This is a genomic window from Planomonospora alba (assembly GCF_039534085.1).
GTDB lineage: Bacteria > Actinomycetota > Actinomycetes > Streptosporangiales > Streptosporangiaceae > Planomonospora_B > Planomonospora_B alba.
The window spans coordinates 1-8,281 of the sequence record NZ_BAAAUT010000114.1 but is presented as its reverse complement, the minus strand read 5'-3'; the positions used below and the strand labels follow the sequence as shown (position 1 = coordinate 8,281).

Sequence of the window (8,281 nt, the reverse complement as noted above, 5' to 3'; positions counted from 1 at the left end):
GTAGCGGTCCCAGTGCGGTGCGGGTGCACCCCGGTTGCAGACGGCCGCAAACCCTGAAGTCCCGTGTTCACCTGCCGATGCACGCGCTCCGCCGTACGCGCGGGAGCGTTTCCCGCGGCGGTCGTCAGGCGCCCATGAGCTCCATGATGCGCAGCGCCCCCGGGCCGATGATGATGACGAACAAGGCCGGGAACAGGCAGAACAGCAACGGGAAGAGGATCTTGATGGGGACCTTCTGCGCCGCCTCCTCCGCGCGCTGGCGGCGGCGCAGCCGCATCTCCCGTGACTGCTCCCGCAGCACGTTCGCGATCGGGATGCCGAGCTCGCCGGCCTGCACCACCGCCGAGGCGAAGCCGCGCAGCTCCGTCACCGTGGTGCGCCCGGCCATCGCCCGCAGCGCGTCGGCGCGCGGCTTGCCGATCTGCATCTCGCGCAGCATGCGGCCGAACTCCCCCGCCAGCGGCCCCTCGGCGTTGGTGCGCACCTGCGCCACGGCGGCGTCGAACCCCAGCCCCGCCTCCACGCTGACGGTGAGCATGTCCAGCACGTCCGGCAGCGTCCGGGCGATCTCCTGCTGGCGGCGCAGACCCAGGTTGTAGATCAGCAGGTCGGGCAGGAGGAATCCCGCGGCGGCCCCCGCGAGCGCGCCCCCGAGCGCCCCGGCGGCGCCGAGGCCGGCGCCGTACAGCAGGCCGAGCAGGGCGCCGCCCGCCAGGCCCAGGCCCTTGGCCTGCATCACCCGTTCGGCCGGCCACTTCGGCGGGTTGCCGGCGTACGACAGCGAGCGGTGCAGCCGGGCGACCAGCCCGGCGGGGGTGAGCCTGCGCCCGAGCCCGCCGAAGCGGGCCGCGAGCGGGCGCAGCACCCGGTCGGTGAACGGCTCGGGCTCCGCCCCTGGCCGCGCCGCGCCCGCGCCGTAGACGTTCTCGACGGCGGCCAGCCGCGCGGCCGTCACCCTCCGCCCGGCACGGCCCGCGCCCAGCGCCCGCCAGGCGAGGGCGGCGGCGCCGATCAGCGCCCCGAAGGCGGCCATCAGCAGCAGTGCGCCCACGGTGTCACACCTCCACCCTGACCAGGCGGCTCATCCAGAAGGCGCCGACGGCGACCAGCAGAACGGCGGCGGCCAGCATGGCGATGCCGAGGGGCTCGGTGTGCAGAGGGCGCACGTACTCCCCCCGGATGAGGAACATCCAGGCGCCGATGCCGACCGGCAGCCCGGTCAGGACGTAGGCCGACAGGCGGCCCTCGGCGGTGAGGGTGCGCACGTGGCGGCGGAGCTGGGCGCGTTCGCGCATGGTGTCCACCGCGGTCGCCATGATCTCGGCCAGGTTGCCGCCGACCTCGTGCTGGATGCGGATCGCCATGACCAGCCAGGACAGGTCGCGGCAGCGGGTGCGCCCGGCGACGCGCTCCAGCGCGTCCTCCAGGTCGACGCCGAGCCGGGTCTCGGCCAGGGCCCGGCCGAACTCGGTGCCGACCGGTTCGGCCGCCTCCCGGACGAGGGCGGCCAGCGCCTGACCGAGGGAGAAGCCGGAGCGCAGCGAGCCGACCACCAGCTGCAGGGCGTCGGGCAGGTGCTCGGCGAACAGCCGGGCCCGCCTGCTCGCGCGGTGGCGCCGGTACAGCTCGCAGCCGGCCCAGGCGGGGCCGGGCCCGAGCAGGATCCCGGCCAGGGGGGACAGCAGCAGGCCGAGCAGGAGCGCGGCGCCCGACGCCACGCCGATCCGCAGCAGCGTCCACTCGTGGGGCAGCAGTTTCATGCCGGCCTCCTCGAGCTGGGCGGTGAGCCGCTCGTGCCGGCCGCGGGCGCGCACCACCTTGTCGGTGAGCGCCAGGGCGGCCTCCGGCACGCCGAGGACCACCGCTCCGGCGCCGCCCGCGGGGGCGGTACGGCCCGGCGCGGCGAGCCGGAGCTGGGCGAGACGGGCGGCGGGCAGGCCCCGGCGGGGCGGGGCGAGCGCCGCGGCGGCCGCGGCGACGGCCAGCAGCAGCGCCGCGATGCCGGCCGGATACAGCCAGGCCGGGGGTCCGGCCGAGGGGGCCGCCTCGGCGAGGGGCGCGGCGGAGGAGGAGACCGCCGGCGCGGCGGCGAAGCGCACCGCCGTGGTCGTGCCCGCCACCACCGGGCCGTCACTCCCCGCGGGCGTGGAGGTGCCGGCCTCCGGGCCGGCCGGGCCCCGCCGGCCCGCCCGGACCTCGACGGTCAGGCGCGCGGCCCGGCCGGCCAGGGAGTCCGGCACCCGTACGGTGACGCGGACCGGCGCGGAGAACGAGGCCGCGGCCGACAGGAACGCCTCGGCCAGCCCCCCGCCTTCGGTGGCGTGGCGGACCCGGCCGCTCCCGGCGCCGGAGGCGGCCAGGCGCCGCAGCGCCTCGTCGTCGGTGCGCGTGCCGAACGCCACCGCGTCGACCGGGACCGGGTCGCGCCGCAGCCGCAGGGCGAGCAGGTCCAGGGAGGTGCCGGAGGAGGTGTCGGCACCGTCGGACAGCACCAGCAGCCGCCGCTCGCCGCCGGAGGCGGCCAGCAGTTCCCTGCCCGCGGCGACCCCGTCGTACAGGGCCGTCTCGCCGCGCGCCCGCAGGCTCCGGACCGCGGCGGCGAAGGCGTCGCGGTCGCCGGTGGGCTCCAGCAGGACCTCGGCGCGGTCGCCGACGCGGACCAGGCCGATCCGCACGTCGGCGGGGACGGCTCCGGCGTAGCGGAGCGCGGCCTCGCGCGCCTCGGTCATGGCGCCGCCCGCCATCGAGCCGCTGGCGTCGAAGACGATCACGACCGTGCGGGCGGGGGCGGCCGCGTCCGCGGTCCCGGCCGACTCGATGGCGGCGGCCAGCGGCGCGCCTGCGGCGTGCACGGTGATGCGCGCCCGCTCCAGGGAGACGCCGTCGGGCAGGTCGCGGGCGGTCAGGTAGAACTCGGCCGCGCCGGGCACGGCCCGTACGGCGCTGACCGCCAGCGACGGGCCGCCCGCCCCCGGCGCGGGGGACGGTGCGGCGGTCGGGGACGCCGAACCCCCCGGGGACGCCGCCCCGGCGGGGACGGCGGCGGACCGGGCGGGGGCGGGCCCGGCCGCCAGGGCGGCGGAGACCGCGAGCACCAGGCCGAGGACGGCGGTCCCCGCCGCGCGCGCCCTGCCCGCCGTCCGTGCACCGCTCGCCGTCCGCACCGCGTCCACCGTGCTCACCGCGTCCACCCTGCTCACCAGGCCCCGAACAGGCCCGGCGGGAGGGTGACGCCCGCCTTGGCGATCTCGTCGAGGAACGACGGCCGCAGTCCCGTGGGCACCAGCGTGCCCCGGTAGCGGCCCCGCTCGTCGATCCCGGCCCGGTAGTCGAAGGCGAAGATGTCCTGCAGGGTGACGACGTCGCCCTCCATGCCGGTCACCTCGGTGACGTGGGTGATGCGGCGCACGCCGTCCTTCATCCGGGTCACCTGCACGATCACGTCGACCGCGGAGGCGATCTGCTCGCGGATCGCCCGGGCCGGCAGGTCGACCCCGGCCATCAGCACCATCGTCTCCAGCCGGGCCAGGGCGTCGCGCGGGGTGTTGGCGTGCACGGTGGTCAGGGACCCGTCGTGGCCGGTGTTCATCGCCTGCAGCATGTCGAGCGCGGCGCCGTCGCGGACCTCGCCGACGACGATCCGGTCCGGGCGCATGCGCAGCGCGTTGCGCACCAGGTCGCGGATGGTCACCTCGCCCCGGCCCTCGGTGTTGGCCGGGCGCGACTCCAGGCGCAGCACGTGCTTCTGGCGCAGCTGCAGCTCGGCGGCGTCCTCGATGGTGACGATGCGCTCGCCGGCCGGTACGAAGCCCGACAGCACGTTGAGCGTGGTGGTCTTGCCCGACCCGGTGCCGCCGCTGATCACCATGTCGAGCCGGCCGCGCACGCAGGCCTGCAGCACCTGGGCCACCGGCGGGGTCAGCGTCCCGAAGGAGATCAGGTCGTCGACGGTGTAGGGGTCGGCGGAGAACTTGCGGATGGTCAGCAGGGAGCCGTCCAGCGCGATGGGGGCGACCACGGCGTTGACGCGGCTGCCGTCGGGCAGGCGGGCGTCGACCATCGGGCTGGCCTCGTCGACGTGGCGGCCGACCCGCGAGACGATGCGGTCGATGACGCGCCGCAGGTGGGCGTCGTCGGTGAAACGCGTGCCGGTCTCCTCCAGGCGCCCGGCGCGCTCGACGAAGACCAGGTCCGGGCCGTTGACCATGATCTCGGTGATGCCGGGGTCGCGCAGCAGCGGCTCCAGCGGCCCGTGGCCGAGGATGTCGTCGGCGACCTCGGCGGCGACACGGGCGCGGTCGGCGGCCGTCAGCGGCGTCTCCTCGGCGGACAGGACCTCGCCGATGGTCTCGCGCACCGTCCGGGCCAGGTCGTCGTCGTCGCCGCTGTCGGCGTACATCCGGGGGCCGAGCGCCTCCAGCAGCGCCCGGTGGACCCGGTGGCGCACCGGGGCGAGCGGGTCGGCCGGCCGGGCCTGCGCCGCCCCGGCGCCGCCCTCCGCGGGCGCCGCGGTCTCCTCGCCGGGCGGCGGGAAGGCGGCCGGGCCCGCCGGTGCTCCGGCCCGGTGGGCTCCGGCGCGCTGCCGCTGGGCGATGCGGTCGGTCAGTCCCACCGCCGTCACCTGCCCGTCCGCCGCAGCAGCCCGCGCCGCCCGTGCCCGCGCCGGGCCTGCTGCTCCGGTACGGCGTGCAGGTGCCGGGCGGCGAGGTCGGCCAGGGCGCGGCTGACCGGGTGGGCGGGGTCGTCGGCGAGCGGCACGCCCCGGTTCAGCGAGAGCGGCACGTCCGCGCTGGAGGGCACGTGCGCGTGGGGCGGGGTGCCCAGTGCCCGTTCGACGTCGCCGGTGGTCAGCCCGACCGGCGAGCCGGACCGGTTGAGGGTGACGATCCTCCGCTCGGCGGGCTGGCCGAGCAGGTCCAGCGTCTCCAGGGCGATGCGGGTGTTCTTCAGCGTCAGCACGTCGGGCTCCGTCAGCACCAGCAGGTGGTCGGTCAGGTCGAGGGCGGCCAGCGCGGGGTCGGAGAAGTGCGGGGGCGTGTCGACGACGACGTGGTCGAACACGCCGCGGGCCAGCCGGAGCACCTCGCCGACCAGCGGCCCGGTGATCCGTTCGCCGTCGGTGGGGCGCGGCGGCGCCAGCAGCGTGTCCAGTCCGGGCCGGTAGGGGGTCAGCAGCGAGCGCAGGCCGGTCTCGTCGAGCCGGTCGGCCATCGCGACGGCGTCGGCCAGGCCGCGCTCGGGGGTCAGTTGCAGCGCGATCGCCACGTCGCCGAACTCCACGTCGAGGTCGACGAGCAGGACCCGGCGGCGACCGCCCGCGGCGAGCGTCACCGCGAGGTTGACGGCGATCGCGGTCTTGCCGCAGCCGCCCTTGGTGGCCAGCACCGTGACGATCCGCCCGGGCCGCCCCGCGGCGGTGCCGTCCGCCGCGCCCGCCTGCGCCGGTGCCGGCGCGCCGGTCCGGGACGCGGCCGTCAGCTGCCGCGACAGCTCCAGCGAGCGCTCGCACGCACGCCGTACGGCGTGCGGGTCGCGGGGGTCGGCGACCTCCCGCACCCCGGCGCGCAGCGCCTCCCGCAGCAGGTCGATGGGGGCGTCGGCGCGCAGCAGCACGACGCCGACGGCGGGGCGGCGCAGCCGCTGCTCGGCGGCGAACGCCGTGGCCTCGGCGCCGGGAGCGCCGGGGCCGACGACCACGAGCGTCTCGCCGGGGTCGGCGGCCAGGTGCGCGGCCAGCTCGGCCGCCGACCCCGCGGTCCGCACGGCCGGTCCCGGCAGCGCGGCCAGGTGCGCGGCCAGGTGCGCGGCCTCGGCGGGCCGCGGCTCGTACAGGACGGTCAACGCCTCCTCCTTCCAGGTCCGCGGGCCGGTCCGCGGGCGGGGCCGCGCGGTCCGGCCCCGGTTCGCGGGGCCGCCCGCGGGTCTCCGCCCCGCGGAGGGCCCGGTCAGCGGAACAGTGAACGGTTGTCGACTCCGGCGCCGGGGCCGACGTCGGTGGTGTCGGTGAGCAGTCCCAGGTAGAGGGTCCCGGTCTGGGCGGCGTGCACCAGCCGCTCGGCCTCGTCCTGGTTGACGGCCACGGTGACCAGCAGGGTCCGCTCCACCTCCTGGCCGGCCTCGGCGGCCTCGGCCGTGGCCGGGCGGGGGCCGACGGCCAGGACCTGGACGCGGGGCAGCAGCACGCGGGTGGCCCGGTTGGTGGTGCGGCCCTCGGCGAGCCTGTCGCCCGTGGGCACGCCCGGCTCGCCCTCGAGCACGTTGAAGGTGTCGAAGACGGCGACCTGGGTGCCGGGGCGGACGTATCCGGCGACGTCGGCGGCGGCGCTCAGCTCCACCGCGACCGCCAGCTTGCCCTCGGGGATCTCCAGGCCGCCGGCCGCGGGGCTCGGCGCGGCGAACATGCCGCGCAGCAGCAGCTGGCGCGGCTGCACGTCCGCGGTGACCCGCAGGGTGTCCAGGGCGGCGTCGAGCGCGCCCAGCGCGTCGGCCGGGACGGTCTCGGCGGGCACGCGCAGCTGCTCGGTGTAGCCGCCGGAGCGGATCCGCTCGCCGGTGGTCCCGGCCGGGATGCGCTCGGCGGCGACCAGTACGGTGACCGCCCGCTTGCCCTCCAGGGCGCGGGACTCGGCGCCGGAGACGTAGGCGAGCACCGCGGCGGTGCCCGCACCGGCCAGCAGCAGCGCGGCCAGCAGCAGCAGGAGGCGTGATCTCACCGGGCCTCCTCATCCGATGAGCGTCACGATGGACGCCCCCAGGTCGGGCCCGCCGAGACTGCCCCGCACGGGCATGAGGGAGCGGGTGAAGTAGCCGTAGACGCACTTGTCGGAGCCCTTGCAGTGCTCCTGGCCGGTCAGGCTCGACGGCGCGGAGGCGCCGGTCATGGCGTAGCCGGTGATGACGAACGGCGCGAACCCCTCGATGGTGTACATGGTGTTCTGCCCGCTGGCGGTGACCTCGCGGAAGACCGGCAGGTAGGTGACGGCGCGGTCGGCGCGGGCCGTCGCCAGCGCGGCGCGGCAGGCCTGGGAGGGCGAGACGCCGGGGTCGCCGCCGTAGGTGCCGCCGGCGGCCACGGTCACCGAGCAGGCGCCGTCGAAGTCGTCGAGCCAGCCGAACCCGCCGGGGCTGTCGCCGCCGGAGGGGCCGGCCGGGCAGGTCCCGGCGGTGGTGGTGTGCAGCCGGATGACCTGTTCGGCGGCGGCGGGGACGGCGGCGGGCGGCGCGGGCGCGAACGCGGTCCCGTCCGCGGTGGCCGCGCGCCACTCGCACAGGGAGATGGTCAGGCCGAATCCGGTGGCCCGCAGCGGCGGGCCCCAGGCGGCGCGGGCGCAGGCCCGCACCTCGGCCCCGGCGTAGCCGTCGCGGCCGAGCAGCGTCCGGGCGAGGATCGGCGGGAGCAGCGTCTGCCCCCCGGCGGTCAGTGAGAGGGTGCGCACCTCGGCGTAGGTGGCGGTGGCGGGCACGTCGCCGAGGCAGGCGGTCAGGTCGTCGGCCTGCGGCGGGCAGGCGGGCAGGCCGCCGGTCCCGTTCCTCCCGGTCCGCCCGCACAGCTCCTCCACGGCCGTCGCGCCGTCGGAGGCGTTGGCGCCGGCGTAGCGGCGGGCCGTGGCGGCGGGCGCCGGCCCGCACAGGCCGGCGTCGCGGGCGCACTGCTCGGCGACGGCGAGGGCGGCGGCGTCGGCGCCGCTCTGCAGTTCCTCGCGTTCGGCGTACAGGCGGCCCACGTCGAGCACGAGGGCGCCCATGCCCAGCAGCACCCCGCCGGCCAGCAGCACGCACAGCAGGACGGCGACGCCTCCGGCGTCGCCCCGCGGCCGCGGCGGGCACGCCGGCCGGCGGGTGCGCCGCGCCGGCCGGGGCCGCGTCAACCGAGGCATGGCATGACTCCTCTGCCGGACAGGGTGATGGACCCGTCCAGGCCGCCGCCGAACATCGCGGCGAGTCCCGCCACGGGCGTGACGAACTCGAAGGAGTGGGTGACCTCGACGACGGCGTCGGCGTCGGGGGCGGGGACGGCCGGGCAGTCGGCGGCGGCGACGGTGACCGCCGGCAGGCTCCGGGCCGCCGAGAGCACGCGCGGCTCGGCGGGATGGCCGAGCGCCACGGACCGGGCGCCCTCCCGCGCGGCCTCGGTGAGGGTGATCTGGGCGTTGAACATCCGCCCGAAGTCGATGACCGCGAACACCAGGAACAGGATCACCGGGAGCATGAGCGCGGTCTCCACGGCGGCGGCGCCCGCCGCCGGGACCGCGGGAGGCGCGACCATGGATCACCGACCCGG

7 protein-coding genes are annotated in these 8,281 nt (G+C 77.7%); all 7 read right to left on the bottom strand.

What is annotated here, in order from left to right:
- Positions 1-124: 124 nt before the first annotated feature.
- The 7 genes from ABD823_RS33855 to ABD823_RS33825 all read right to left on the bottom strand — a co-directional run bounded on the left by ABD823_RS33855 (position 125) and on the right by ABD823_RS33825 (position 8,266).
- The gene (locus tag ABD823_RS33855) at positions 125-1,051 is read right to left on the bottom strand and encodes a type II secretion system F family protein (RefSeq protein ID WP_344866945.1); all 927 of its coding nucleotides are present in this window, start codon (positions 1,049-1,051) and stop codon (positions 125-127) included.
- A 4-nt stretch (positions 1,052-1,055) separates the two neighbouring features.
- Positions 1,056-3,182 (bottom strand): type II secretion system F family protein, encoded by a 2,127-nt coding sequence (locus tag ABD823_RS33850; protein ID WP_344866942.1) that lies wholly within the window; start codon positions 3,180-3,182, stop codon positions 1,056-1,058.
- 14 nt (positions 3,183-3,196) lie between these two features.
- Positions 3,197-4,612, bottom strand: coding sequence for a TadA family conjugal transfer-associated ATPase (locus ABD823_RS33845; protein ID WP_344866941.1), 1,416 nt, complete (start codon positions 4,610-4,612; stop codon positions 3,197-3,199).
- A gap of 5 nt (positions 4,613-4,617) precedes the next feature.
- Positions 4,618-5,841 carry a CpaE/TadZ family protein gene (locus ABD823_RS33840; RefSeq protein WP_344866940.1) on the bottom strand — a complete coding sequence of 408 codons (1,224 nt, stop codon included), beginning with the start codon at positions 5,839-5,841 and terminating at the stop codon, positions 4,618-4,620.
- Positions 5,842-5,945: 104 nt separating this feature from the next.
- Positions 5,946-6,713, bottom strand: a complete 768-nt coding sequence (cpaB, locus tag ABD823_RS33835) for a Flp pilus assembly protein CpaB (protein ID WP_344866938.1) — start codon at positions 6,711-6,713, stop codon at positions 5,946-5,948.
- A 9-nt stretch (positions 6,714-6,722) separates the two neighbouring features.
- On the bottom strand, positions 6,723-7,877 hold the full coding sequence (locus ABD823_RS33830; RefSeq protein ID WP_344866936.1) for a pilus assembly protein TadG-related protein: 1,155 nt from the start codon (positions 7,875-7,877) through the stop codon (positions 6,723-6,725).
- Positions 7,865-8,266 (bottom strand): TadE/TadG family type IV pilus assembly protein, encoded by a 402-nt coding sequence (locus ABD823_RS33825; protein WP_344866934.1) that lies wholly within the window; start codon positions 8,264-8,266, stop codon positions 7,865-7,867. Before ABD823_RS33825 ends, ABD823_RS33830 begins: the two co-directional genes overlap by 13 nt.
- Positions 8,267-8,281: the final 15 nt, after the last annotated feature.